The sequence below is a fragment of the Prevotella sp. CAG:255 genome, from assembly GCF_000431195.1.
GTDB lineage: Bacteria > Bacteroidota > Bacteroidia > Bacteroidales > Bacteroidaceae > Prevotella > Prevotella rara.
This window is the reverse complement of sequence record NZ_HF986828.1, coordinates 1,263-27,001: the sequence shown is the minus strand read 5'-3', so window position 1 is coordinate 27,001 and position 25,739 is coordinate 1,263. Positions and strand designations below refer to the sequence as shown.

General features: G+C 42.9%; 20 protein-coding genes and 1 pseudogene. 6 read left to right on the top strand and 15 right to left on the bottom strand.

From position 1 onward, the window contains the following. Nucleotides 1–113 precede the first annotated feature (113 nt). The 3 genes from QVO66_RS10110 (at nucleotide 114) to QVO66_RS10100 (ending at nucleotide 4,263) form a co-directional block, all read left to right on the top strand. Nucleotides 114–686: a hypothetical protein gene (locus tag QVO66_RS10110; RefSeq protein ID WP_053398618.1), complete on the top strand. Its 573-nt coding sequence runs from the start codon at nucleotides 114–116 to the stop codon at nucleotides 684–686. A 326-nt stretch (nucleotides 687–1,012) separates the two neighbouring features. Next, entirely contained in the window at nucleotides 1,013–1,705 is a 693-nt protein-coding gene (locus QVO66_RS10105; protein WP_021855372.1) for an NUDIX hydrolase, read from the top strand. A gap of 11 nt (nucleotides 1,706–1,716) precedes the next feature. Beyond that, a complete protein-coding gene (locus tag QVO66_RS10100; RefSeq protein WP_021855371.1) occupies nucleotides 1,717–4,263 on the top strand; it encodes an ADP-ribosylglycohydrolase family protein in 2,547 nt (848 codons plus the stop codon). Between the two features lie 323 nt (nucleotides 4,264–4,586). Here QVO66_RS10100 and QVO66_RS10095 read toward each other — a convergent pair whose 3' ends face one another. Next, complete coding sequence (locus tag QVO66_RS10095; protein WP_021855370.1) at nucleotides 4,587–5,096, bottom strand: hypothetical protein; 510 nt, start codon at nucleotides 5,094–5,096, stop codon at nucleotides 4,587–4,589. 249 nt (nucleotides 5,097–5,345) lie between these two features. Between QVO66_RS10095 and QVO66_RS10090 the strand changes: the two genes are divergently transcribed. Continuing rightward, the gene (locus QVO66_RS10090) at nucleotides 5,346–6,920 is read left to right on the top strand and encodes a tetratricopeptide repeat protein (RefSeq protein WP_288172804.1); all 1,575 of its coding nucleotides are present in this window, start codon (nucleotides 5,346–5,348) and stop codon (nucleotides 6,918–6,920) included. 107 nt (nucleotides 6,921–7,027) lie between these two features. On the opposite strand, the gene mfd is transcribed toward QVO66_RS10090, so the two are convergent. The 6 genes from mfd to QVO66_RS10060 all read right to left on the bottom strand — a co-directional run bounded on the left by mfd (nucleotide 7,028) and on the right by QVO66_RS10060 (nucleotide 14,965). Next, nucleotides 7,028–10,438 carry a transcription-repair coupling factor gene (gene mfd / locus QVO66_RS10085; protein WP_021855368.1) on the bottom strand — a complete coding sequence of 1,137 codons (3,411 nt, stop codon included), beginning with the start codon at nucleotides 10,436–10,438 and terminating at the stop codon, nucleotides 7,028–7,030. Between the two features lie 267 nt (nucleotides 10,439–10,705). Further along, nucleotides 10,706–11,614 (bottom strand): helix-turn-helix transcriptional regulator, encoded by a 909-nt coding sequence (locus QVO66_RS10080; protein WP_021855367.1) that lies wholly within the window; start codon nucleotides 11,612–11,614, stop codon nucleotides 10,706–10,708. Nucleotides 11,615–12,332: 718 nt separating this feature from the next. Next, nucleotides 12,333–13,004: a metallophosphoesterase gene (locus tag QVO66_RS10075; RefSeq protein ID WP_021855365.1), complete on the bottom strand. Its 672-nt coding sequence runs from the start codon at nucleotides 13,002–13,004 to the stop codon at nucleotides 12,333–12,335. Nucleotides 13,005–13,095: 91 nt separating this feature from the next. After that, on the bottom strand, nucleotides 13,096–13,587 hold the full coding sequence (locus tag QVO66_RS10070; protein WP_021855364.1) for an exonuclease domain-containing protein: 492 nt from the start codon (nucleotides 13,585–13,587) through the stop codon (nucleotides 13,096–13,098). A 130-nt stretch (nucleotides 13,588–13,717) separates the two neighbouring features. Continuing rightward, nucleotides 13,718–14,248: a very short patch repair endonuclease gene (locus QVO66_RS10065; protein ID WP_021855363.1), complete on the bottom strand. Its 531-nt coding sequence runs from the start codon at nucleotides 14,246–14,248 to the stop codon at nucleotides 13,718–13,720. Nucleotides 14,249–14,755: 507 nt separating this feature from the next. Further along, complete coding sequence (locus QVO66_RS10060) at nucleotides 14,756–14,965, bottom strand: hypothetical protein (RefSeq protein ID WP_021855362.1); 210 nt, start codon at nucleotides 14,963–14,965, stop codon at nucleotides 14,756–14,758. A 396-nt stretch (nucleotides 14,966–15,361) separates the two neighbouring features. Between QVO66_RS10060 and QVO66_RS10055 the strand changes: the two genes are divergently transcribed. Further along, nucleotides 15,362–16,429 carry a Fic family protein gene (locus tag QVO66_RS10055; RefSeq protein WP_021855360.1) on the top strand — a complete coding sequence of 356 codons (1,068 nt, stop codon included), beginning with the start codon at nucleotides 15,362–15,364 and terminating at the stop codon, nucleotides 16,427–16,429. A gap of 973 nt (nucleotides 16,430–17,402) precedes the next feature. Continuing rightward, nucleotides 17,403–18,566: a M50 family metallopeptidase gene (locus tag QVO66_RS10050; protein WP_021855359.1), complete on the top strand. Its 1,164-nt coding sequence runs from the start codon at nucleotides 17,403–17,405 to the stop codon at nucleotides 18,564–18,566. Between the two features lie 74 nt (nucleotides 18,567–18,640). Here QVO66_RS10050 and QVO66_RS10045 read toward each other — a convergent pair whose 3' ends face one another. From QVO66_RS10045 to QVO66_RS10010, 8 genes and pseudogenes are all read right to left on the bottom strand, one after another. Further along, nucleotides 18,641–19,738: a metallophosphoesterase family protein gene (locus QVO66_RS10045; protein ID WP_021855358.1), complete on the bottom strand. Its 1,098-nt coding sequence runs from the start codon at nucleotides 19,736–19,738 to the stop codon at nucleotides 18,641–18,643. A 135-nt stretch (nucleotides 19,739–19,873) separates the two neighbouring features. After that, entirely contained in the window at nucleotides 19,874–20,365 is a 492-nt protein-coding gene (thpR, locus tag QVO66_RS10040) for an RNA 2',3'-cyclic phosphodiesterase (protein WP_021855357.1), read from the bottom strand. A 185-nt stretch (nucleotides 20,366–20,550) separates the two neighbouring features. After that, nucleotides 20,551–21,207, bottom strand: a complete 657-nt coding sequence (locus QVO66_RS10035) for a DUF4276 family protein (protein WP_021855356.1) — start codon at nucleotides 21,205–21,207, stop codon at nucleotides 20,551–20,553. After that, the gene (locus QVO66_RS10030) at nucleotides 21,204–22,298 is read right to left on the bottom strand and encodes an AAA family ATPase (protein WP_021855355.1); all 1,095 of its coding nucleotides are present in this window, start codon (nucleotides 22,296–22,298) and stop codon (nucleotides 21,204–21,206) included. Before QVO66_RS10030 ends, QVO66_RS10035 begins: the two co-directional genes overlap by 4 nt. A 202-nt stretch (nucleotides 22,299–22,500) precedes the next feature. Then, nucleotides 22,501–23,892 (bottom strand): hydrolase of alpha/beta superfamily, encoded by a 1,392-nt coding sequence (locus tag QVO66_RS10025; protein ID WP_021855354.1) that lies wholly within the window; start codon nucleotides 23,890–23,892, stop codon nucleotides 22,501–22,503. A gap of 309 nt (nucleotides 23,893–24,201) precedes the next feature. Beyond that, on the bottom strand, nucleotides 24,202–24,774 hold the full coding sequence (locus QVO66_RS10020) for a YdeI/OmpD-associated family protein (protein ID WP_021855353.1): 573 nt from the start codon (nucleotides 24,772–24,774) through the stop codon (nucleotides 24,202–24,204). 235 nt (nucleotides 24,775–25,009) lie between these two features. Beyond that, nucleotides 25,010–25,300 (bottom strand): Fic family protein, encoded by a 291-nt coding sequence (locus QVO66_RS10015; RefSeq protein ID WP_288172803.1) that lies wholly within the window; start codon nucleotides 25,298–25,300, stop codon nucleotides 25,010–25,012. Between the two features lie 23 nt (nucleotides 25,301–25,323). Next, nucleotides 25,324–25,713, bottom strand: a pseudogene (locus QVO66_RS10010) (PDDEXK nuclease domain-containing protein). Between the last annotated feature and the right edge of the window lie 26 nt (nucleotides 25,714–25,739).

Genomic DNA, 25,739 nt, shown 5'->3' with positions numbered 1-25,739 from the left:
ATTCCTAAAAACAATATGGATTTATGCTTGCACAGGCAGACACAATGAATTATATTTGCAACAGAATATTTAAAACAGCAAAACAGAATATTAATAATTTAAAGCGATATATTATGAAAAAGTTTACATCTATCCTTGCTATGATAATGATGGCAGCCATGTCATTGACATTCGTAAGCTGCGACGACGACGAATACATAGCCGACACACTGTGGGGCGTTTGGGAAGGCGACATGTACGTAACGAGCGAGTGGAACGGACACACCTACTACTCTTCTTACTCAATCCTGGCCTTTGACAAGGATCCTTACGAATATGCTTCGGGCACAGGCTACTGGATTGACTATTACAGCGATGCTCCGTGGGACTATTTCGCAAGCCACATAGAATGGAGAGTGAACAACCGCAACATCGAAATTTACTCACGCGAGGACGACACCTACTTCACAATATACGACTACTCGCTATCTGAAAGCTGGTTCAGCGGAACTATCATAGGCGAATATGGCGACCCAATGCAGTTCAGGCTGCGCAAGACGTCATCACCTAACTGGGGTGACTTCGAATGGGGCTGGGACAGCTGGTATGGCTACTCTTATCCTGACTACTCGCCTTCAACACGTGCTGACGGCAGCAACAACGCCGACAGACCTGTAAGAAAGTTTATGAAGAAGACGGCAGAATAACAAAATCTTTATTATCATATTCTATTCCCCGTAAGCACAGCAGGGTGTTTACGGGGAGTTTTTTAGACTGCTGCAGATTATCTGCTGTCAAATATAAAACCTATAAAAAAGCATTTCATTTTCATAACATTCTCAACACCACATATATAATTCACATCATATCAAGGCTTTACGTATAGTACATATGTTATTCATCGCATTCTCTTCTTGTCTAGTTCTATATTCTCTTATATAATAACAAATGAATTATTGCGTAATTTTAACACAAAAAATTTTGTCATATAAAAACAATGCCATATCTTTGCGTAAAATTAACGCAAAGCAATATGGAAGAATTAAATTATCAATACCAATATCCACATCCAGCGGTCACAACCGACTGCGTGATATTTGGCTTTGACGGTGTAAGCATCAAGGTATTACTCATTCAAAGAGGTATAGAACCGTATAAAGGCGATTGGGCATTTCCAGGAGGTTTCATGAAGATGGACGAGACAGCAGAAGAGTGCGCTATGCGTGAACTTGAAGAAGAAACAGGATTAAAAGATGCAAACGTTGAACAGTTCTACACATTTTCTGATGTTGACCGCGACCCAAGAGAAAGAGTAATCACCATTGCTTACTACGCACTGGTCAAGATGGCTGAAGTAAAAGGCGGAGATGATGCTGCCAAAGCACATTGGTTTTCGTATAATGAGATTCCGAGTCTTGCCTTTGATCACGACAGAATACTCCGTAAGGCTATATCAACATTGAAAGAGCGTATCTGTTTCAAGCCGATAGGTTTCGAACTTCTCCCCGATGTCTTTACTATGGGTGAACTGCAAAACCTTTATGAAGCTATTCTGGAAGTTAAATTTGACAGACGCAACTTCTACAATAAGATGCTAAAATTAGGCCTACTTATAGAAGCAGAGAAGCGTCCTGCCAACACGCCATCAAGAATACCCGTAAAATATCGTTTTAATAATAAAAAATATACTGAACTGAAACAAAAAGGATTTAGACTTGAATTTTAGGAGGACAAAATATGTATAACATTAAAATCTTAGGTGGAATTGTCGGCGACATCGTTGGTTCCACACGCGAATGGCATAACATAAAGACTGAAGACTTTGAACTGATACCACGAGGAAGTCGCTTCACTGACGACACAGTGATGACTCTCGCTGTAGCCGAGTGGCTGATGACAGACGCTAACCATACAGAAGCCAAGCTCATAGAATGTATGCAGCGGTTAGGCCGCAAATATCATTATGCCGGCTATGGCGGAATGTTTCGCAAGTGGCTGAATTCTAATAATCCCCAACCATACGGAAGTTTCGGCAATGGATCTGCCATGAGAGTAAGTCCAGTTGGAATGTATGCCAATTCTTTGGAGGAGGCCTTACAACTTGCCCGCATCACAGCTTCTGTAACCCACAATCATCCCGAAGGAATTAAAGGTGCCCAGGCTATTGCCGCATGCATATATCTTAAACGTACCGAGCGATTTGATGTGGCAAACAAGATTAAACGTTATGTTGAGGACAATTTTGGATATAATCTTGATATTGATTTAAAGGATATTAGAGACGACTACAGATTTGACGTAACCTGCCAAGGAAGTGTGCCCATTGCCATAATGGCGTATCTGCAAGCACCTAACAGTGCTGAAAAAGCTATCCGACTAGCAATATCCATGGGTGGAGACTCTGATACCATAGGATGTATGACTTCATCCATCGCCACTGTAGAAAACCCATTCACAATTAGCTGGCATATGTTACCTGATGAGATTGTAAATAAATGCCGTAACTTACTTCCTCACGATTTACTGGATATAAATGATAGGTTTTTAGACTTTATAAATCGTCCGTTATATCAATCCTATGAAGTTAACGGAGGTAACGGAGCATTATATGCAGGTGAATATCCCGGTGACAAAAACAAAGAACATGCAGAAGAGAAGATCAAGCACCTTATCCATTTCGGAGTCAGACATTTTATTGATTTGACAGAAGAGGAAGAAATGCAACCATACGATTGCCTGCTCCCGAATGATGCAACTTATTATCGTTTTCCTATAAAGGATTGCAGTATTCCTGAATCAGCAGAAAGCGTTATTCCGCTTTTAAACAAAATTGATGAATTAAAACAGAAGGACGACAGCTTTATCTATATTCACTGTCATGGTGGCGTTGGCAGAACGGGTGTAATAATAGCCTGCTATCTGGCCAGAAGATTAAAAATAAAGACACTGAAAGAAACTCTTGAAATCTTGCGCAATAATTTTGCCAGGATGCCCAAGTCTGCTTATAGAAGAATCCCTGAAACTGAAGAGCAAGAAGGTTTTATTGAGAATTTTATAAAACTCATAAACACCGACGAAGATGACAATAGGAAATTCGACTATCAACGCATTAATGACTATATACGCGGTTCGCTGATGGGTGGTGCTGCAGGAGATGCTCTTGGGTATTCTGTCGAATTCATGAGCCGAAGAAGTATTTTGAATAAATATGGCCCTGAAGGAATCACAACATTTGAACTTAACAAAAATGGCAAAGCTGAAGTAAGCGACGACACCCAAATGACTCTATTTACGGCTAACGGCATGCTGAGGGGCATCACTCGCGGCTGTATGAGAGGTATTGGCGGCATACCTGAAACCTATATGAGAAATGCCTACATCGACTGGTATTTCACTCAGACAGATAAACACGACTATAACATCCGTCCTTTCACATGGATTAGAGATTTGCCTGAGATGGCTCACAGACGTGCACCGGGGACTACATGTATGAATGCCTGTGAAAATTTACTAAACCTTAGAGATGTCAAAAATAACAGCAAGGGGTGTGGCGGCATAATGCGTGTGGCACCTATGGGACTTTTGCTTGCATGCGATATGGCAAGAAACGGCAGATGCTCATACTCAATAAAAAGAATGTTTGAGGCCGGAGCATATATAGCAGAGGTTACCCATAAGCATCCGTTGGGTTTTCTTCCTGCCGGTATGATGACAGAACTGATATTCAGATTGGTACCACTGTCGCCTGAAGAGGCAAAAGAGAGTATCTGCGAAATAGCAGAAGGCACAATCAAAACTCTTAATGATGTGTTTATAGGTAAATATGAAAAAGACAAACTATATCTATCCGATTTAACCAGAAAAGCTATCAGTCTGTCACAGTCAGACATTGAAGATATTAAAGCAATAGAAGAATTGGGAGAAGGATGGACCGGCGAAGAAGCCTGGGCTATATCTCTTTTCTGCACCATCAGACACATAGACAGTATACATGACGCCATTATGGCTTCTGTCAATCACAACGGCGACAGTGATTCCACTGGCTCAATTACGGGCAATATTATGGGTGCAATTTATGGTTATGAGGAGATTAAGCGGCAACGCCTGTTTTGTCCTGAAGGCAAAGAATTTGAAGACACAATCGAACTGTCGAATATCATACTTGCCCTTGCTGATGATTTGACTACTAATTGTGTAATCAGTATGTGTACTCCAATAGATACGCCGGCCAGAAAGCAGTGGTATGAGCGTTATTGTGAAATGAGACCTGCAGGGTTAAGATAATCTTAATGCAAAATCGGAATAATGTGTACCTAAAAACATCTTAACCGCAATCCTTTCGTTCATGGCTTTAACAATAACCTTATGGATAGCATAAAAAAAGTCATAGGATTACGACTAAAAACTCGGCCACTTTTGAGGTAAAAGTGGCCGAGTTACGATGCATAAACGATAGGTTAATGATTTAAAACATTTACGCATGGTTTTGCTTACAATTCGGTTTAGCTATATTGCAATTACAGACACGCGTTAAACAAAATAATATGATTTAGTTACGATTTTCAGTGCCTTTTTCAATAACCGGTCTTTTAGCACCTAAAGCAAACCTAAATACCGAAGCCCAATATGAAGTTGGCACCATTATAATTGTCTATGCCGGCTGTGCGCGAACTGATATGGCGGAATCCGACACCGACGTTCATGTGTATTTTTCCGCGCCCTAATTTCATCATCAGCGCAGCGTCGTATATAACATTTTTCCATTCAGAACTAAGTCCTGCTGCCACCGTGCCACGCACTTCGATAGACACGGCATCTGCTTTCCATAAAGTATACCCTACTCCACCTCCGTAAACTTGTGTCCTTGCGTAGCTTTTCAGTTCGTCATAATGCCCATACAGCGTTTCCGTATGCAGGAACAAAGACATACGCGGAAGGAGTTTATAGCCTAAATTTACACTTGGCGAAAGCAGCGTGACGCCATTACACTTAGTTCCGCTAACAACTGCAAAATCAGTCAACAATCTGTCGTAAAACTTTTCCGCATTTGATGCGTTCTGCGCCCCGGCTGATGTCATTACAGCCAAAAGCATAAATAACATGATGATTTTTTTCATAATACTTTTTTTAATAATTTCGTTACTTCCAAAATTAGTGTTATCCAAAATTACATCCAAACTTTTTCGGCTTATCTTTTCGGGTGTGTTACATTTTTCATTTAGGCATAAAGCATTACACATCAACACTTTAGCACCCATATTACAGCATTTGTCAAACTAAAAATGTAACACGATGCAATGATAAAACGTTCATTTTTCTTGCTCGATTGGTATTATTTTCATACCTTTAATCAAAATTCTGAAGCAATGACAAAAATTATACTCTGCCTTATTTTATCCGTTTTAATATTAACAAATTGCAGTAACGACAACGACACACATGAAAAGCTGTCGGAAATAGAAAGACTGCTTGAAAAGGAGAAATATGAACTTGCCATGAATAACCTGTCGGACATAAATGTCAACAGGCTAAACAATGAAAACAAAGCATATTACGACTTGCTGATGACGCAAGCAAATTTTTGTCTCGACAAACAAACCGATTCAGACTCCTTGATTAATGAAAGCATAAGGTTCTATGAAGAAAACAACAACAAGATTTTACTGGCCAAGGCATATTATTATAAAGGCATAACATGCTATCAGAGGGGAAACAAAAGCGAAGGCATAAACTTAATAAAAAAAGCGGAACACTTGGCCAAAGGAACAAGCGACCTTAACTTCATTACGAAAATATACATCAACTTATCTTTTATAAATATCGACACCGGCAATTATCAAACCGGACTAAGCTATGCAAAAAAGGCTCTTCAAACAGCCCGAAAAGCTAACAACAAAATTCTTATCGCCTTATCAATGAATAAGATTAACGCAGCATTTAATTGTATGGGGAAGATTGATAGCTGCCTAGTATATTCTCAAAAAACAATTCCTTACATAAAGTATCTTAACAAAAACGACAAATTAGAGGTTCTGACAAACATCAGCATCGGCTTTGTGAATAAAGGGCTATATGACGAAGCTATCCTTTATGCGAAAAAGTCTTTGGAAATTAAGCCAAATGCGCACGCATATTATATCATAGGCTCAATTTATTTTGAAAGAGGAGAGAACCGGAAGGCATGGCAACTGCTGAACGACGCACTAACCACTAACGGACTTGAACTTAAGGCAGAAGTGCTGTTGTGGATGGCTGACCTTAAAAAAGAAGAGGGAAAATATAAAGAGGCGTCTGAACTTGAAGAAAGGGCTTTGGCCACAAAAGACAGCATAAAGACTAAGCAGCAGACAGAACACATGCTCAGTCTGCAAAACAATGCCGAAAGAAAGGCGGCTGATGAGCAAGCCCAAAACAGGCTCGTGATTGCCATATCAGCCGTAATGGTTGTGGCTGCGGCTGTAATGATATCCATGCTTGCATATAACCGCAGAAGAAGAAATGCGACAAAACGACAAATTGAGGACATAAGCAGAACGACGGAACAATACAGACAGAAGATAAGCGAACTCGACAAGGAGAAAGACAAGAACGAAAAGGAAATAGAGAAACTGAACAAGAAAATTGAGAGTCTGAAAGAAAGGAGAATGACGATTCTCGGCCACGGACGCATGCTTTACGATGAACTGGAAAAAGGAGGTAAGACCATAACATGGAAAAAGGACGACTATGAGGCCGTGATTGAATATTACAGGACTATAGACCCTAAAACCATAGAAAGTATAGAGCGTAACTACAAAAAGCTGACTCCGTATAACATTTTCCTGCTGATAATGATTAACAAAGGCAAAACCAACGACGAAATTATGCTAACCACCGGCATATCATACAGCGCACTGAGAACAATGAAACACAGAATAAATAAAGTGAAGAACGAAGAGTGAAGAACAAAGAAACAGTGCTCGACGTTAGTCAATTCAAATGCATAGTAATTGCCAATAAAATCTATACGGCAAAGCTATTGAATTCTTCGTTCTTCACTCTTAGTTCTTCACTTAAACCCTTCTATCTCACGCAGTTTTTTTACGGCTTCGCCAACGGTATTAATGCCCATAACCATCATCATGCGCTTGCCGGCCACTTCCTTCAGATTGCATGTCCGCGGATTATGACCGATATAGTTTAAGACAGTGTCGAACACGTTGCTACGGTAATATGCGCTCATGGGGTTGCTCACAAACTGCATGCGCATCTGCCCCTGACGCAAGATGATCTTCTCACAGCCAAGACGCTTGCCTATACGGCGCAGCGGAACAACATGCATAAGTTCCTCGCCCTCGTGAGGCACAGGACCAAAACGGTCGACAAGACGAGAACGGTAAGCGTCGAGGTCGGCATCAGTCTGAATGTTGTCAAGTTCACGGTAAAGGAGCATACGCTCGCTGCTGCTAGGCACATACTGGTCGGGCAGATACATCTCGAGGTCGCTCTCAATGGCGCAGTCCTCAACAAAGTCGTCACCCGTAAATGTCTTGCCCTCGGCCATCTCGTCCTCATACATATCGCTGAACTCATCGTTCTTCAGCTCGGTTACGGCCTGATTCAATATCTTCTGATAAGTCTCATATCCAAGGTCTTCCATAAATCCGCTCTGCTCGGCTCCAAGCAGATTGCCGGCTCCGCGGATGTCGAGGTCCTGCATCGACAGGTTAAATCCGCTGCCAAGTTCAGAGAATGTCTCGAGAGCCTCAAGCCGGCGACGGGCCTCCTGCGTAAGCACCGACTTAGGCGGAGCAAGCAGATAACAGAATGCCTTGCGGTTGCCACGGCCGACACGGCCTCGCATCTGATGAAGGTCAGACAGTCCGAAGCGGTGAGCATCGTTGATAATTATGGTGTTGGCGTTGCTTATGTCAATGCCGTTCTCAACGATGGTGGTAGACAGCAGCACGTCGTATTCATAGTTCATGAAGTCCATTATGATCTTCTCGAGTTCCTCGGGCTTCATCTGTCCGTGACCGATGGCCACACGCGCGTCGGGCACATACTTACGTATCATGGCGGCAAGCTCAGGCAGGTTGCTTATGCGGTCGTTAACGAAATACACCTGTCCGTTGCGGCTCATCTCAAAGTTTATTGCATCAGCTATCACTTCCTTGTCAAAGGTGTGCAGCTCGGTGCATATAGGATAGCGGTTGGGTGGCGGAGTCTGCATTATACTCATGTCGCGCGCACCCATCAGCGAGAACTGCAGCGTGCGCGGTATCGGCGTTGCCGACATGGTCAGCGTGTCTACGTTCACTTTCATCTTGCGCAGTTTCTCCTTTGTTGCCACACCAAACTTCTGCTCCTCGTCTATTATGAGCAGTCCTAGGTCTTTAAACTTCACGCTCTTGCCTATCAACTTGTGCGTGCCGACAATGATGTCAATCTTGCCGTCGGCAAGGTCAGCCAGCACCTCACGGGTCTTCTTTGCGCTGCGTGCGCGCGACAGATAATCAACACGCACTGGAAAATCCTTCAGTCGCTTTGAGAATGTCTGATAATGCTGATAAGCCAAAACAGTTGTAGGCACAAGTACTGCCACCTGCTTAGAATCGCAAGCTGCCTTAAATGCAGCACGCACAGCCACCTCGGTCTTGCCAAAGCCTACGTCACCGCAAACAAGCCTGTCCATAGGCCTGCGGCTCTCCATGTCGGCCTTAACATCGTTAGTGGCCTTCAGCTGGTCGGGCGTGTCCTCATATATAAAACTGGCTTCAAGCTCATGCTGCATAAACGAGTCGGCACTGAAGGCATAGCCCTGTTCGTGTCGGCGCGCCGCATATAGCTTTATAAGGTCGCGCGCAATGTCCTTTATCTTCTTCTTGGTGCGCTCCTTCAGCCTGTCCCATGCACCTGTGCCGAGTGTGCTCAGGCGTGGCGGAGTCTCGCTGTCGCGGCGCTTGTATTTTGATATCTTGTAGAGCGAGTGGATGCTCACGTCCACCTTGTCGTTGTTCTGATAAATGATGCGTATCACCTCCTGATAGCTGTTGCCTGCCGGCACACGCACCAGTCCGGCAAAGCGTCCGATGCCGAAATCCACATGCACGATATAGTCGCCCGGCTCCATCTCCTGCAACTCTTTCATGGTGAGCGCCATCTTGCCGCTGCGTGCGGCGTCAGAGCGCAGACTGTATTTGTGGAAGCGGTCGAATATCTGATGGTCGGTAAAGAAGCATGCCGGCATACTGTTGTCGGCAAATCCTTCATGCAGAGTCTTGTCAACAGGCAAAAACTCTATCCTTCCGGCTTTGCCTTCGTCTGCCAGCGTGGTGAAGATGTCCTTCAGGCGTTCGTTCTGCTTGGCGCTGTCGGCAAGGATATAGAGTTTATATCCCCGCAGCATATAATCTTCAAGAGCCTTTGTCAGCAGATCGAAGTTCTTATGGAACAGCGGCTGAGGCGTCATGTCAAACTTCAGCGTTGCCGCCGGTGTGCCCGTCGGCTTGATGCCCATCTCCATACGTCTGAAACCAGAAGCATCGGTCATAAAGCGTGCTCCGCTTATCAGCATTGAGTCGGCCCTAAGCTCCTTCATCACGGCCTGCTGCTCCATCTCGGTCAGTCCCTCGAGACGTTCTTTCTTAGCCTGCTGCGAAAAGCCGTCATGATAGGTGCGGTCTATGACGTCGCGCACATACAGAATGTCTTTAGCCACAATGACGGTGTCTTCAGGCAGAAAGCGCATGAACGGCACTTTCTCGTCGGTCAGCGTTGCCAGCTCGGGCACTATCTCTATGCGCTCGCGCTTGTCGCGCGACAACTGGCTCTGCACTTCAAAGGTGCGTATAGAGTCTATTTCATCGCCGAAAAAGTCGATACGGAAAGGATATTCGCTGCTATATGAGAACACGTCGAGAATGCTTCCGCGCAGGGCAAACTGGCCCGGCTCGTAAACATAGTCAACCTCTATGAAGCCAAAGTCGCGCAGCGTTCTTTCCAGTTGTATAACGTCGTGCGTGTCGCCTGTGCGCAGCAGCAATGTGCGTTCGTCAAGTTTTTTGCGCGACACAACAAGCTCGCTCAACGCCTCAGGACATGTAACCACATAAAGAGGATGGCCCTCAAGCGGCGCCGACAAGCGGCTGAGCACCTCGGTGCGCAATATCTCGCTGGCCGGATCGCGCTGTCCGTACTTCACTTGACGCCGATAAGATGATGGGAAGAACAACACGTCTGTGTTGCCCATTATCTGTGTAAGGTCGTGATAAAAATAGCCGGCCTCCTCGGCATCGTTAAGAACAAAAAGACACATAGGACTGACACGGCGTGCGGCAGACGCAAACATCATTGGAGCGGCAGACGCAACAAGTCCCTGCAGGAATACGGTCGGAACTGACTTGTCTTCCAGCAACCTGACCAGTGCCGCAACCTGCGGCGACTTGGCATATAAATCAGAAATTTCCTGTATATTCATCGCGAATTCGCTGACAAAGATACAACATTAAAACGAAACGTGAATACAAATCGAAAGAAGAATGCAAAAGAACAATTCATAATTAGCTGCGCTGAACTGCGTTTCATAATTTATAATTGGCTGCACTGAACTGCGTTTCACAATTTAATTAAAACAAACCATGTTTCTTAGCTCTTCATCCTTAATAAGAAAGTTTCCGCCATGTCAGAGATTCATCACCTCATTTCATGGCGGAAAAAATTGTGAAACGTGGTTCGGCGTAGCCAATTATGAATCACCATCGTATCTTCCGGCCATCCTGCGTATCACTTCTGCAACTTTTTTACGGAAACTTTCGGGAGACACCACCTCTACATCCGAGCCGCGCGACAATATCTCCTGTATCAGGTCGCACGTAGGGCGCATATAATACTCAAACACCGAGTAACCTTCGGCAGTCTCAACTTCCTGCTGCGAATGATGCAAAGGTTGGGAGCGCATATACGACGCATGCATGCCATACACCTTCAGGCGGATTTTTACCGGATTGTCGTCACTTATAACTATGCCGAAGCTGTCTTCAAAAAACTTCTCCGGGTTAAAGTCCCTGGGATAGACAAACTCCTTGTCGGTGATGTGCATATCTATTATATGGTCTAACGCAAATGTGCGTATAGAACCACATTCGACACACTGCCCCACTGCATACCAATGCTGCTTGAACAATTTTACGCAGTAAGGTCTAAAAGTATAATATCCTGTCTCTTCACACCAGTAACACCTATATTCGAGCCGTGCCTCATGGCCGTCGCGCATGGCTTCAAGAATCTTTTCGAGATGCACTTTGTCCGAAGGCATATATTCAAACAAGATGCGCTTGTTGAGGTTATGCCCGTCTACAAGCAGATTATTAACCGAAAAGGTGTTCAGCAGCCAGTTTCGCAACCCGTTGTTTTCCAAGTCGTCTACATTCTCGATGTAATAATAGTAGCCTCCTTTTCTGTTGCATTCAATGTTTATGTCGAAAATCTGTTCTATGGCCGCACGCCAGTTGTGGAATGTCCTTAAAGGTATGTCCTGCCCGTCGCTCAGGCTCGACCTGAGCCACCGCTCATTGATTTCCTCAAACGTTATTTTTCGCGAGCGGTAAATTACATCAACAAGCCATATATACTTGTCGAATAGGTCTTTTGTCATAATTAATTGTCTATTTATTTTTTGGTTCTAATATCAATACACAACCGACATCAGCCGTAACAATAACGGCTGACACCGGCAACACAGCATCAACAACAGCCAGCTATTTATTATTTATACGCCAAGCTATAAGCCGCAACGTACAAAAAATGTAAACCGCAACATGCCCGTGCCCACAACCATGCAGACAATACTGCAGCCTGTGTACGCCAAACATGCTTATTCATAAGAAACAAAAACCCACAGCCCACCCATTTCTTTCGATTGCAAACAATATCTTACCCCAAAACAAAACCTATCGCTTCTTCTAAGCATAAGCTTATCATTATGCAAATAACAAAGCCCCGCAACATACGGATATAATCACAGAAACTGCCTCAACGGCATCATTATCCTGCCAATATTGTCTGAAATCAAGAAATTACACCATGACATCACCTAACCAAAAGTCCAATTAAGTCTTATATTTCCTAAAAAATATTTTCTTAATGCTGACTCATTTTTTATATATGTGTTTGAAAGTATCATACGAAGTATTTAATTTTTGTGCAAAAATAAATGCCACTTATGCCAAACCGCAGCATAAGCAGCAAAAATTTTTCGATGAATTATATGTTTTTAATCCATGTCAAGTGAGAAATTCAGGCTGTACCCATACTGTATACACTATACAGCCTGTCTGTATAGGCATGAGAACCGCCTCATACGGCCTACAGCCTCATTCCTCATAATAATATTTGCCGTTGCGCAGACAATCGCAGAAGATTATCTTGTTGTCATTATATCCGCAGCGTTCCGTAATGTCGTCAACGCGGTTATGGCCAACAATCTGCGTATATCCATGCAGCGGGTCGGTCAGTTCGCTTATGTCTGCCCAGAATATTCCTCCGATTTTGCCTATGCGCCCTCCCCTGGCATGCCCAAGGCGCAACATGGCGTTAAACTGGACTGACTCGGGATTATTCAGCTGATGCGCTATAGGCTGAGTAAGGTCGCCCTTAAAGTCGTCTACAAACCAGCTGTGCTGTATGCCGGCATGCGTAAATATCCGGTTGCCCTGCTGATAGGCATACTGAAACAGCTCTATGTTGGCGTTGAACATAGCCTCGGCAAACCTCTCTATCTGAAAGTCGTAGCGCGAACCGGGCAGGGCCCTGTCGCAGAAATAATGCAGGTCATGGTTGCCAAGAAGCAGCACCACGTCGTCCATGCGCCGCTTCTTAAGTTCTATGATGTCACGCAGGTTGTCCAGCTGTTGCCTGCGCGTAATGTATTCATACGGATCAAGATAGTCACCCAGAAACACGATTGTGCAGTCTTCGTGCTCATCAACTATGCTTCTCCATTTTTCAAGACCGTGAACATCTCCTATGGCTACAATAGGTTTCATTTTTCTTCTTTGTTTAGCAATTACACACTCGACTTGTTTTCTTATTCCGTCTTTTATTCATTCTCAGTATATGTGCCACAACATTGCAGTATCACAATATCTCTCTTGCAATCCATGCACAGGCCTCGGCATCAGCAAGGGCATTGTGGTGCATCGTTAGGTCGTAGCCGCAAAGGGCAGCAACAGTATGCAGCTGATGATTCTCTGCACAGGGAAAAGCCCTGCGGGCAGCGGCAAGGGTATCGTAAAAGCAGTAGTCGGGATAATCCATCTGATAAACCTTGAACGCGGCTTTAAGGCAGCCCTCGTCAAAGCCTTTGTTATGGGCCACCAGCGGCAGCCCCTCAATGAGCGGCTCCACCTGCTTCCACACCTCGCTGAACACCGGTGCCTCTTCGGTATCTTCGCGCGTCAGGCCATGCACTCTGCTGCACCAATAGGTGTAATAATTTGGCTCGGGCTGTATAAGCGAGTAGAACGTGTCGGCAATCTCACCGTCACGCACAACCACCACGCCCACGCTGCACACCGAACTGCGCTCGCCGTTGGCCGTCTCAAAATCTATAGCCGCAAAATCTTTCATCTACACAATACTTGTTTCTGCCGCAAATTTAGCAAATTCTACACTTAAAACGTAAGCTATTTAGTTTTTTAACTCATACAGTTGTAAAGATTTATTTTCTTGTTTCCGGTTTAGCTGTTAATTCTATGCGTTATATCATCGCCCCGTCGTCATCATCCGCCGCCCCATATTCAGGGCCGGTCTCTGCCGCCATCATGCCGCAGTCGTCTTCCGGCAGAGAGTATCTCACGGTGCGGTCGCCCAGATATATATGGTTCAAGGTGTATTCGAGCGACGTCAGCGTCTGTTCACGCCTGTCTGTATTCAGCTCACACTCCCACACCGTCATGCAGTGCCATCCCATGGCGGCCAGCTCCTGCTGCACCCTTTTGTCGCGCTGCCTGTTGCGGTTTATCTTGGCTGCCCAGAAGTCAACGTTGCTCTTTGGCATCTTGAAATACTTGCACCCTTCATGTCCATGCCAGAAGCAGCCGTTCACAAAAATGCACGTGCGATATTTGCGCAGCACTATGTCTGGATGTCCCGGCAGGCGCGGATGATTCAGCCTGTATCTGAATCCGCGTGAAAACAGATACTTTCTGACTATCATCTCCGGCTTTGTGTTTGCCGAATGTATGGCGGCCATGTTTTTGTGCCGCTGCTCCTTAGTACATCTGTCCATCCCCCGCCCCTTTTCGTCAACTGTGTGCTGCCGTTTTTGTCCGGCATAATGCCGTAAGCCTTTCAGCACGCCGTTATGACATGTACGGGTTTTCTGCCCTTACTTGTCTAACTGCAAAGATAATATTTTTTTATTCTTCATCAAAAACATCCGTACTTATTTTCTGACGGCAATAAAACAAAATTGCCACAAATGTTCTCATCCATATAAGCCTGCATAAAAAGCATCACAGAAATTAACGGCAAAAAACTGAAAGGAAAATACATATTCTTCATTAAGAAACAATCAGAGAAAGAATCTCCATAAAGAAAACTGTAAGCAAAACAATGCGTATATGTTTCAAATCATTAACCTATCGTTTACGGTCTAAAAACAGGCCACTTATGATGCAGAAACGGCACAGTTTTTACCGGCAAACATGCCGGTATTTATGGCTGTCAACTACAGTCAACATTCCAGCCTATACATTTATGCCGCTGACACGTTTTTCTTATGCCGAGTTCAGGTTTACATTAAAACAAAATCGTTATAAAAATTCGGTCTGCATTTTTTTACATTGAGCGGTTCTTCGTCAATTTTTTTTGCAGACACTTTTATAATTTGCAAACGCATCAAATAGGAAGTAATCGGATTAAATAAATCCTGATACTCAATTCCGGCAGATTGCAAATCAGCCGGCACAATACCAAACGTAGTGCTTGCGAATAAAAACCACATGGCGCTTTGGCTTTACATTAAGCGGATTTTCGTAAGATTTTTCTTGATATAGCGGGCTATGTCAAGAAAAAGCAAACAACACAACGGGCTGAAAACGTTAATGCACAAAATTGATAAAACTATGTACGGTCTGATAATCGATTGTTTTTAAGCAGCTTCTTGCTTTTTTACTATTGGGCTATTATGGAATGAGTTCGGCTGTTTTACCTGCTATTCCAAATCCATAGTTTTAGATAAAGAACAAAATAAAGCCAATAGACATAATTGGGTATTGGAGCAATAAATCTCCAATTTTACTATTCGACACGTCGAAAAAACCACGAAAAGGTTGTATATATATAACCATATTCAAAGTTTTTTATATATTTGCAGTCATGATAATAAATTTTGAGGCGTATGAAATACCTAAATATCAAGAAAGCATTGGCTGCATGGCAAGAGCTGCAACCATTGTCTGATAAGGACAGGGAGAGGCTTAGCCGTCGTTTTACAGTTGACTTCAACTACAACAGCAACCACATTGAGGGTAATACACTGACCTATGGTCAGACGGAAATTTTGTTGCTCTTTGGTAAAGTGATTGGCGAGGCTGATGTGCGTGACGTACAAGAGATGACAGCAAGCAACGTTGGACTTCGTATGATGACAGAGGAAGCAAGAGTGAAAGAAACTCCTTTGACTCAAAATTTTATAAGAACTTTACACAAGACTCTACTTCGTGAAGATTACACGGTATTTCGTAATCTTCCTGGTGGCGTGCAGACAAGTTATGTAATACACGCTGGTCAGTATAAGACTAGGCCAAATAGTGTCATTACAAGATACGGCGACAGGTTTGAGTATGCTTCGCCGGAAGAGACTCCCTACCTAATGGCAAACTTGGTAGATTGGTATAACAAGGCTGAGCAAGAAGGAAAACTCTCACCTGTAGAGTTGGCAGCGTTATTCCATTACCGTTATATACGCATTCATCCCTTTGAAGATGGAAATGGCCGTATTGCCCGACTGATGACAAACTTTATCCTAACTCGCCATAATTACCCGATGGTCGTTGTTCGCAGCCGCAAGAAGAGTGAGTATCTGGAGGCTCTGCATCAAACAGATCTCGAAGTTGGGTCTGTCCCTAGTGATGGTGCTCACGCAGAAATTAAGGATATCCGTCCTTTTTTGAAATATTTTAGAGATTTGGTTGCAACAGAGGTTTATAACGATGTATTGTTTATTAGCGAAAGAAATGAAAATGTGTGGTGGTATGATGGTGAACGCATTGCATTCCGAACCCCAAATTACACAAAGATTCTGAATGCTATGCAAACTGAACCGACACTTACCTTGGCTGACATGAAAGAAATTACAGGCATCAGCATCACAGCCATTCAGAAACTGCTCGATCAACTCATACAGAAAAAATACGTTGAACGAGGCGAGAAGGATGGCAGCTGGAGAGTGTTTGTAACACAGTAACAACACATGTTAAAATGCGAGAATCGGAGGCCAATTAACAGATGTCATCTCTGCCGCAAAATCTTTGGCTTTCATACTTCTGGTAGGCAATAAATCTGCTGACGGTGCCTTGCGCCAATAGAAACAAAAAGGGCGGGCAGAAAGCATTAATACACAAAATCTACGTTACGTAAGCACTACGTTGCTATCATTCCGACTGATCTGTGCTTTCGGGTCAGGAGTTAAAGTCAAATTCCTTGTTGATTCTTTTCAATGTAATACAATTGACAATAATCGACAAAGCGCACGCACTAATTTTGGTAATGTGCCGGCGGATCTGCAATTGTCGTGCAAGTAAGAACAGGAGCAAATCTCATTTGGTTATGCCAAGCGCAGCCGACAATCAATGAAATTAATCCGCCGGAAGTGAATATAAGAACCTAAGGTCAGCATAGATAATTTGAGATCCGCTAAAAGTACCGCTGTATTATGAAAGTGAGTAATGAAAAATCTAATGCTAAGTTTGCATTAAAAGTATAAGGTGATGTCAAATAGGAAGTAATCGGATTAAAAAATTAGCTGCGCTGGCCTTCGGTTCTGATACTCAATTCCGGCAGATTGCAAATCAGCCGGCACAATACCAAACGTAGTGCTTGCGAATGGGAACCACATGGCGCTTTGGCTTTACATTAAGCTGATTTTCATCAGATTCTTCTTGATATAGCAGGCTATGTCAAGAAAAAGCAAACAATAAGACGGGCTGAAAACATTAATGCACAAAATTGAAAAAGAGATGTGCGGTCTAATGACCAAATTACATTACATCTCTGTTACTGCTGTACAAAAGTTTCGTTTTCTGTTTTATTTCTTAAATTTATTACGCTATCTTTGCAGCATCATGAGATGCCGCTGCCGTCAGCATCACTGAAACAATGGCTCTTTTGCAACAGAGCCGCGAACGAAATAAGTCAGACAAAAGAATATACACTGAAACATGGGAAACATAAAAAAGACATTTCTCCACAAGACATTACGCATAGCAGCATTATTTATTGGCGGAATAGCCATAGGCTTCGGGGTTGGTTTCGTCATAGGCAAAATCATCAAGCCTGCGCTTCATGCCGACATATCAGCCGCCGACGTGTTTCTCACGATACTCCTGGCAGCGATATTCTTCATTCTATCTTTCATCATACACATCGTCATCCACGAAGCAGGCCACATGCTTGCTGCCATGGCGCGCGGCTGGAAGTTTCTGTCGTTTATGATTATGGGCATTGTCCTGAGCCGTCGCGACAGCCGTTTCCGTCTGTCGCGCTTCAGCATGGCCGGAGCCGCAGGCCAGTGTCTTATGCTGCCGCCCGAAAACGGCGACACGCCCTTCGGCATAGCCTTATATAATGCAGGCGGTGTGTTGGCCAACCTTCTGCTCACGATGATTGCATCTGTCATTATGTTCATGCCGTCGGCACATCATTCGCTCGTCACAACGGTCTTTCTGCTGTGCATCATCATCTCCGGACTATATCTCATTGTCATGAACGGCATCCCGAACAAGCTGGCCGGACTGCCCAACGACGGGCTCAACATGCTCAATCTTCACAAAGACGAGTTTTCCACGATGGTATTTCTGCGCTCCATGCGCCTCATCGGATATCTTATGCAGAACGACACATCACGGCTTGAGGCCATGACATACATGTGCGACGACCGCGACATAAACTTCAGCAACCCAATACACGTCATGGCACTTTCGTCCGACTTATCGTTAGCCATGCTGCACATGGACTTCGACAAGGCCAACGCCATCATGCAGCGCGCCGAGCCGCACATGAGCCGGATGGTTACTATCTACCGCAACGAACTGACCTTGGAGCGCATTTACCTCACGCTGATACGTCCCCACTACCCTGAAGACATCAACAGGCTGCTGGACAAGTCAATCAGCAAATACCTGCAAGTGCAGTCTGTCTTCCGTCCTTCAGCCCTGCGCGTTCAATACGCCCTCGCCATGATACACGAAGCAGACAGCAGCAAGGCCGAAAAGATATACGAGAAGTTTCAGCGTGTCAGCCGTAAATATTACATTCAGGGCGAAGCAGAATACGAACAGCAGCTTGTTGATTTTGTCAGAAGCGGCAGATATCTGCAACAATAATCTTTCACGCGGGAGATAGGTTAAAACCTGCTTTTATCATAAATAAATGACCATAAGGGCATTACCTGACATCATCAATATGAAATGCTCCTCATCTTGCCCCAATTTACAGAAGTTTTACCATTCTTGTTCCAAAGACATTCCCTCACTGTTATGACCCTGCTTTCTGTATCTATGCATACCACCTGATATGAAAGCAGGCTTTCATCGTCTGCCGACAACTCTCCCTTCATCGGCGAGTCAACCCTGAACACAGGCAAGGATATGCTTCCCTCCGTGCCCTTCCAGTCATAGAATTCATTATAGTTGCAGTCTCCGTGGAAATATGCCTTTATCTGAGGATGAGACTTAAAAAAACTCTCCAGCCTGTTCCAGTTGCCAACAGGCCTCATGTCAATGGCATTTACGCTACACGTATCGCCCAACAGATTTTCAAATTTATCCTTACTGTTTATGTCATACGGAAAGTTAGGATTTGTAAAGTGTTTGGCATCAGCCTCAACCGGATCATGTGCGAAGAGTATTGTGGATGTTGCCGGGTCATCTTTAAATATGCTGTCTAACCAACTACGCATAAAGCCGTCCGGCCATATCCCCACAAAGGCAAACCGGAGATTATCTTTTATAAAAGTGTAATGAACTTTATTGGCAGTATAATCAAAAGACGAAATTTTCCGACTGCCAAATTCCGGCATGTTATGATTGTATATTTCTATAGCACTTGTTTCATCCTTGGCAGGTGTAAGCGCCTTCGGATATCCTATGGCATTTGATATGTCATGATTACCGGGAACAAGATATATGGGACATCCGAGGGTTTCTATCCAGTCTTTTTCAAACTGTCTCCATGATGTGCATGCCTGCCACACCCCATCATGCATTCTGTTCGATATGTCGCCTGTACACACAACAAAATCCGGCTCGCCAAACTTTGTTCCCTCACCTACTCCTCCGTCTGAGGGCAAATCTGTTTTATTGAGCAGATAAAACGACTTCACCATCTCGCCAATGACCTTATAGGCATCAACCTTCTCTCCCCGAAACTGTCGTTTTATTCCGTAGTGAAGGTCAGAACAATAAATAAATCTTATCTCATGGCCGTTTGCGGCAAATGCACTGACAACACCTACGAGGCATACGAAATAAAATAATATTATGCGTCTAAGTTTCATAATAACTTTAACTATTTTCAAAATTCAACCTGTAACTGCAATCAAATCATAATTATGAATAAGTTCGTAATTTAAATATTACAAAACTCCATCTCTATTCTTCAGGCTCAGTTGCGCTGATTTATCATCAACCAATTACAAAGCCGTATAAACGAGCCGTCCATTGATCCGTTCCGACTTCATTACATAAATCTTGCTTACAGTCATGCTTTCGCTCTCCACGTCGATGTCAAGAGGCATTTCCGACGGCTGGCGCACAAGAGTGATATGCGGACTGAACTTACCCTTTGCATAGTCAATGCCGCGTTGGTCAAGATTGCGTCTCAGCTGTTGCGCTATAGCCTTCACCTTGTCCTCGCCTTCTATGCCGAGCCACACCACCCTGCTTATGCCGTTAAAGCATCCCATCTTGCCCGTTCTGATTACAAACGGCTCAAACTTAACGGCATCAACAGCGGCCTTTATCTCCTCCACCCTTTCCGTTTCGCCGATAAATGCCAACGTAAGATGCAGGTTCTCCGGCTGCGTATAGTTGCCCCTTACTCCATATTCCTTCAGTCCGTCCTGTGCATCCAATATTGAAGACTTGAACGCTTCAGTAAACCGTATTGCAATAAATATTCTCATGTCATTATAATTTTATACATATGCCCCAACAACGCATGATTGCCTTTAAATTGTGATCTTATCAGTTTTATCCACGTGCGAATACTTGCATTATAGGTAAAAGTAATTTAATATAACCATAACGGCAAGAAAAACAGGTACCTATTGGGATTATTAGTACAAACAGCTATTAGGAATAAAGCATCCTAATCTTTACACTTCTCGACAATGCTATTCATCCATTCTGCAAATCGCGGGCATTTTTCTATTATGGCCTCTATTCCTACTTCCAGCGCAATAAGATTGCCTTCAAGCACCTTGTTGTAGTCAGGTTTTATTGCCAATAGCCGTTTAGACGGCGCACCTTCAGGAGAAGAGTTTATGTTCTCAGGATTGTCATAAGAAGAAATTATTGAGGCTGTTTTACTTGCATGCTCGTCTGAAAAATAACATTCAAAACCTTTGTTGTTTGAAAACAAAAGAGCCTCGAACTCATGCAACTGTATGTAAGAAAAGAAACGCGAATCACACACAGAGTCATCAACAGCATTTTCCAAAGCCTCAACACATTGTGTCTTATCATTAACAGCCGTACACTCTGCATAATTCGGCATATCATTAGGCAGTCTGAAAAAATCGATTAAAGTAGTAACAACAAAGTCTGTCTGCGATGACGCAAGCAGCATCTTTATAGTATTATACAGATGCTGATAGTTAACCATGCCTCCACGTCCGCTCCTGCTTGTGCGTATCAAAACGGGCGTGACGCTATATATTTCAGATTTCTGCAAATATGGAGCAATAAGACTGTTGACAAACTCTTGTTCTGTCTGCCCTTCCACAACGATATACAAACGTTTCACAGCTGCCCTCCTATCATGTTTTTCTCCCACAGGTCACTGATAGTGAGATTATAATCGTCCATCCATTTTTTCAATTCATCACCTGACAAATGACGGAACACCGACTGGCTGTCGGCACGGTCTACCACAATAATGTCGTCAACATCAAAGCAGTTGACAAGATTTGTTGACTGGGTAGACAAGATTATCTGACTCTTTACAGAAGCACTTTTCACCATCTCAGCCAACTTATTGATAGCAGCAGGATGCAGTCCGAGTTCTGGTTCGTCAATAATAATAACCTCAGGCTTTTTCGGCTGCAACAACAACGTAGCCAAAGCAATGAAACGCAGCGTGCCGTCAGAAAAACTGTATCCGTCGAGATACATGTCTGTATCCTTTTCCTCCCATTCCAGACGTATCTTGTTATTATTGTTGGCGTCAGGGCGAAGCTTAAAGCCTTTAAAATAAGGCGCCACGGAACGTACAACACCCTCGATAAGGCGAAAAGCCTTTTCGTCGTTCTGCATCAGATAATACAGATAAGCTGCCAGGTTTGAACCGTTATCACGCAGACATTCATTGTCGTTTATGTTGCAGTCACCACGCATAGGAGAAGTGAAGCTTGTATCGTGAAAATGATACACCATAAAACTTTTTAAATATGTCCTCAAATAGGCCGCTCTCCATTTAGTGTTATATGCCAACGAAGATTCTTCCACAGCAGAATCCCATAATGTTTTGTTCCACTGCGGATAATCTTTTATATTGCTTTGATAACAATTAAAATAGTCGCCGGTATTCTCAAGATAGCCTTTGTTCGACGGTGCCGGCTTTATCTCAAAAAAGAAAGCATTGGTATTATCAAAATCTATCAATCCTTCTATTGACGCGGATTTCTTTCTTCCATGATACAACAAATTATCTATACCACCCTTTGACAACGTATAGCTTCCAAACCTTTGTTCATAGATAGCCTTAATCAGTTCAAAGAATGAAATAAAGTTGCTTTTGCCCGCACCGTTTGAACCAATAAGCACATTAAGTCTGTTCAACGGCAGCGACAAGTCTCTTATTGACTTATAATTCTTTATCAAAACTTGCTCTATCATATTTTTATCTTAAATTCAAGATTTTCCGCAAGCCAATGCATGCTTAACTGCAAAGTTAGCATTATTTTTTTAAATCAAAACCATATATCAAGATTTTAGATTCTTACGTCTAGTCAAACCTTGACAATATTCTGAATTAATGGAGCATGATTACCCGTATTCATTTGTAATTTTACTTATTTTTCTTATCCAATTGTAGAATCTACGGCATTACACCTTTTTCCTTTGATATTCCTTTTTTCAAAAGAGCTTCTGCTTCATCCAAGTTCACAAAATTATTTTTCAGTACATCGGGATATTTCAGTGCAATTTTCAATTGTTCTATGCCTTTCTTTATAAGAAAATCGTTTGTTATTGATAACACTCCTTGATAATAACAGAATATAGCTTTATCATCGGGATATATCTTTTTCCCTTCTTCTAATATCTTCCATGCCTTTTTATATTGCCCGAGTTTAGGTAAGACATTCAATGAGTACACTCTTCTCCAATACAGTGTTTCATGTTCTTGTTTCAATTTTTTATATCTGTCCAGACATCGTTGCAAGTAGTAATCTGCCTCTTTCCATAAGCCAAGTTTATTCATCAGATCTCCCATAACGCCTAATGCATTAGGATCAGAGTTTTCACTTTCCAAGGCTTTCTCATAATAAACGCGTAATTTGTCTATTGATTCTTTTTCGTCTTTTTGAATGGCCGTCCACAAGAAAGCAGAAATGCATGAGCCTGAAACTGGTAATTCTTGTTTATAAAGAGTTCTGTTATTTTCATTTATGCTTGTAAAAGTCTCCCATAAAGTACAGTCCGAACGTTCTATGGCAGCGTATATACTGTCTATATTGTAATATTTGTCATACAAACTTGTCAAGGCTTGCATAATCCCTGCCGGAATTACAGACATATGGTCTGCTTTAATACTGTGAAGCTTAACGTCATATTTCATTTTCTGAAAGTTCTCATACAAATTCCGGCCAAAAGTCTGTCTTTCTTCAGTATCATCCATAGCTGTAATTATGCGGACACCCGGACTCTTTGTCTTGTACTTGGTTTCAAAGCCAGGCATCCGTTCCATCTTTTCAGGCGAGAATAGAATATATGACGTCATATTATCATTCCCTGCATCGATATAATAGTTCAGATAGCTTGCCGTATATGAATGGCCAACTAACGTATTAAAACCTGATGTTGGAATAATTCTGTCTATTTCCTTTGCCAAATCGGTATTAACATATTTATAAAACATTTCTCCGCTTGAATCAAGACTGTTGCCGGACAAGTCGTATCCTACATCATTTCTATTTCCGGGAGTTGAATAGTCGATTGCTACAACTGCCGTTGGAGGAATATAGTCAAAGGTCTGTAAATAAACGGCTGTCGAAGCGATTACATCAAAGGTATAATCTGCATCCAGGACAAACAGCACATTATACTTTACATTTGGATAAGCCGAAGCAGGTAAAGCAATCCTGAAAGAACGTGTATCATTATAAGTTAATGACCTAAATGAATATTGTTTCACATCCATTATGTTCTGTGATATGGCGATATTACTGAGAATAACACACAAATATAAAAGTAGAAATATTTTTTTCATAACTCATATCTTAAAAAATTCATAATAGCCCATCAGCTGCTGTATAGATAATTATATTATTTTCTTCCATACTTCAGTACATTAGAGAACCTTTATATTCTTCATCCCAATCAAGTTGCAATAGGCCTTATTCTCCCTGGCGCTTTTTACTTTTTAAAGTCATTGTCTGCCAGAAAGAACACCCAAAAGCCGGAATCAATGCTTTTATATAAACAATAACCAACGATGACAAAGTTATAGATTTTTTCTGTATTGCGGATGCCTTTTGCAGAACTTTTTTTGACGCTCTTATAAGGAAACATACGCTGATTACATCAGCAGTCTGCCGTTATCGTTCCACTCACCATACATGACGCCATTTCGGGTGTTTTCTATAAATTTGTCAAGCCGCTTTCTGAACAGCTCGGGCTGACGCTTCTTTATTTGGATGGTGTCAATGCGCACACGCTTATACAGCTCGGGCAGGCGGCAAAAATTCTGCCACACCACAGGGTCCGACTTCAATTCTTTCATTACATCATCGTCTATCACAAAGCCCTTGTCCGTCATATCCGGCAACACGGCTCTGCCGGCATCAGTCATCAGCCCGAGCCTTTCCATCCTGCGACATCTTTCCTTGTTCAGTTCCGACCAGTTGCTGCACGGCTTTCTCGGGCACAGCCTCTGTGCCGTCACCCCGTCTGCCAGCTTCTTTGTCGTGCTGTCTATCCATCCGAAGCACATAGCCTCTTCTACAGCATCTATATACCAGAACGTGCCGTCGTCAATAGGTCTTCCACGTTTCACCACCACCCAACATTCCGACTCCTTATCATGATTCTGCATCAGCCATTCGCGCAGTTCATCACGAGACTTGACGTTAAGCAAATTATTTATTGTCATATACTATCTTTGTTCAAACACACATACTGATTATCAGCTTTAATATACAATTATTTTTGAAAAATGTCTGTCGCAAATTTATAAAATTTTCCATAATACAAAAACTTTTACTTACTATTAATAATAACTTTAATCCCCTCGAATCCGAGGGGATTAAAAAGCATAATTTTATTATCAGATAAACTATTTACATAACCTACTCATAATAAATACAAGCAAAGTGCCTATTTATAATTTACTCATTGTGTTTCAATTTCTCCTTCAGTGCCAACCCTTTTGCCGTAAGGCGATATTTTTGATTTTGGCTATTGGGTTTATCGGGTATGGTTGGTTCTATATAGCCTTTGTTAATGGCCGGAACCAAATAATCTGTTCTGAAATAATCTCTATTATTAATCGACAACAATTTCTGTAATTCCGAACGTCCTTTCTCTCCAGCTAAAACAGGAATCAGTTTTTTAACCTGTGCACTTGCATGGTCACTTGCATGATTATTGTCTTTAGACTTGCATATCAGAAATCCCAACGTATGATTGTCAATTTCTTTTCTCAGCAGATGGTCACGGCGGCGACGTATGTTCCCAACTGCCCGATATATTCCGATTCAAACTTTCCGGTCTTTATTTCGACAACCACATGACAACGTAAATTCAGATTGTAGAACAACATGTCAACAAACTTTTCGGTCTACCCTATCATGAATCGGTATTCACGCCCCATATAAGCAAAGCCCGTCCCAAGCTCCAAAAGGAAATTGCGGATATTCACCTCCAGCGCATCTTTTAATTCCTTTTCACGATATCCTTCGGTCATTGTAAGAAAATCGAACTTATACGGGTCTTTGGTCATTTCCTGCGCAAGGTTATCTTGCGGAACAGGCAGTGACGCCTTAAAGTTGGTAATGGCTTTCCCCTGCCGTTCGTAAAGAACTGTGTCCATAAAGTTCAGAAGGACATTCCTGCTCC

What these genes read in the sequence shown, in the direction of transcription:
- QVO66_RS10100 (WP_021855371.1), top strand. Translation starts at nt 1,717, where the DNA reads ATGTATAACATTAAAATCTTAGGTGGAATTGTCGGCGACATCGTTGGT.
- QVO66_RS10045 (WP_021855358.1), bottom strand. Translation starts at nt 19,738, where the DNA reads ATGAAACTTAGACGCATAATATTATTTTATTTCGTATGCCTCGTAGGT.
- QVO66_RS10060 (WP_021855362.1), bottom strand. Translation starts at nt 14,965, where the DNA reads ATGTGGTTTTTATTCGCAAGCACTACGTTTGGTATTGTGCCGGCTGAT.
- QVO66_RS10110 (WP_053398618.1), top strand. Translation starts at nt 114, where the DNA reads ATGAAAAAGTTTACATCTATCCTTGCTATGATAATGATGGCAGCCATG.
- QVO66_RS10065 (WP_021855363.1), bottom strand. Translation starts at nt 14,248, where the DNA reads ATGGACAGATGTACTAAGGAGCAGCGGCACAAAAACATGGCCGCCATA.
- QVO66_RS10095 (WP_021855370.1), bottom strand. Translation starts at nt 5,096, where the DNA reads ATGAAAAAAATCATCATGTTATTTATGCTTTTGGCTGTAATGACATCA.
- QVO66_RS10070 (WP_021855364.1), bottom strand. Translation starts at nt 13,587, where the DNA reads ATGAAAGATTTTGCGGCTATAGATTTTGAGACGGCCAACGGCGAGCGC.
- QVO66_RS10030 (WP_021855355.1), bottom strand. Translation starts at nt 22,298, where the DNA reads ATGATAGAGCAAGTTTTGATAAAGAATTATAAGTCAATAAGAGACTTG.
- QVO66_RS10055 (WP_021855360.1), top strand. Translation starts at nt 15,362, where the DNA reads ATGAAATACCTAAATATCAAGAAAGCATTGGCTGCATGGCAAGAGCTG.
- QVO66_RS10105 (WP_021855372.1), top strand. Translation starts at nt 1,013, where the DNA reads ATGGAAGAATTAAATTATCAATACCAATATCCACATCCAGCGGTCACA.
- mfd (WP_021855368.1), bottom strand. Translation starts at nt 10,438, where the DNA reads ATGAATATACAGGAAATTTCTGATTTATATGCCAAGTCGCCGCAGGTT.
- QVO66_RS10075 (WP_021855365.1), bottom strand. Translation starts at nt 13,004, where the DNA reads ATGAAACCTATTGTAGCCATAGGAGATGTTCACGGTCTTGAAAAATGG.
- QVO66_RS10050 (WP_021855359.1), top strand. Translation starts at nt 17,403, where the DNA reads ATGGGAAACATAAAAAAGACATTTCTCCACAAGACATTACGCATAGCA.
- QVO66_RS10080 (WP_021855367.1), bottom strand. Translation starts at nt 11,614, where the DNA reads ATGACAAAAGACCTATTCGACAAGTATATATGGCTTGTTGATGTAATT.
- QVO66_RS10090 (WP_288172804.1), top strand. Translation starts at nt 5,346, where the DNA reads ATGACAAAAATTATACTCTGCCTTATTTTATCCGTTTTAATATTAACA.
- thpR (WP_021855357.1), bottom strand. Translation starts at nt 20,365, where the DNA reads ATGAGAATATTTATTGCAATACGGTTTACTGAAGCGTTCAAGTCTTCA.
- QVO66_RS10025 (WP_021855354.1), bottom strand. Translation starts at nt 23,892, where the DNA reads ATGAAAAAAATATTTCTACTTTTATATTTGTGTGTTATTCTCAGTAAT.
- QVO66_RS10020 (WP_021855353.1), bottom strand. Translation starts at nt 24,774, where the DNA reads ATGACAATAAATAATTTGCTTAACGTCAAGTCTCGTGATGAACTGCGC.